The sequence below is a fragment of the Legionella navarrensis genome, assembly GCF_052527415.1.
In genome coordinates this window covers 1-715 of sequence record NZ_JBNVZR010000057.1, presented here as the reverse complement: position 1 = coordinate 715, position 715 = coordinate 1, and the positions used below count along the sequence as shown (strand labels likewise).

Genomic DNA, 715 nt, shown 5'->3' with positions numbered 1-715 from the left:
GTTATTATCAACCAGCGTACCACTGCCGCTGGCGATCGAAAGATTCAAGGCCTCAAGGCTGCTGCCGGCGTCCACGTCACTGGCGTTGGCCAGCAGTTCGGCCTGAGTGATCACGCGTGCACCGCTGTCTTCCACTATGGCTGTGAGAACAACAGCCGCTCCCGCAACCGGTGCGTCATTCACTGGCGTAATATCCAGACTGGCTGTGGAAGCTACGCTGGCACTGCCATCACTGATGTCAAAATTAAAGCTGACACTGCTCTCATCATTCAGCGCAGGCGTATAGGTCCAGGTGCCGTCAAGGTTATCCACCAGACTGCCACTGCCGCTGGCGATTGAAAGATTCAGCGCCTCAAGACTGCTGCCGGCGTCTACATCACTGGCATTCGCCAGCAGTTCAGCCTGAGTGATCAGGCGCGCACCGCTGTCTTCTGCTATAGCTGTGAGAACGACAGCTGTTCCCGCTGTGGGTGCGTCATTCACCGGCGTAATATCCAGACTGGCTGTAGAGGGAACGCTGGCACTGCCATCACTGATGTCAAAGTTAAAGCTGACGCTGCTCTCATCATTCAGCGCCGGCGTATAGGTCCAGGTGCCGTCCAGGTTGTCTACCAGACTGCCAGCACCTGATGCTATGGACAGGTTCAGCGCCTCAAGACTGCTGCCGGCATCCACATCACTCGCATTGGCCAGCAGTTCGGCCTGGGTGATCACG

General features: G+C 57.1%; 1 protein-coding gene. It reads right to left on the bottom strand.

The annotated features are described in order from the left end of the window. On the bottom strand, positions 1 to 715 hold a 715-nt coding region (locus ACQUTA_RS13090; RefSeq protein ID WP_444988709.1), incomplete at both ends, for a cadherin-like domain-containing protein.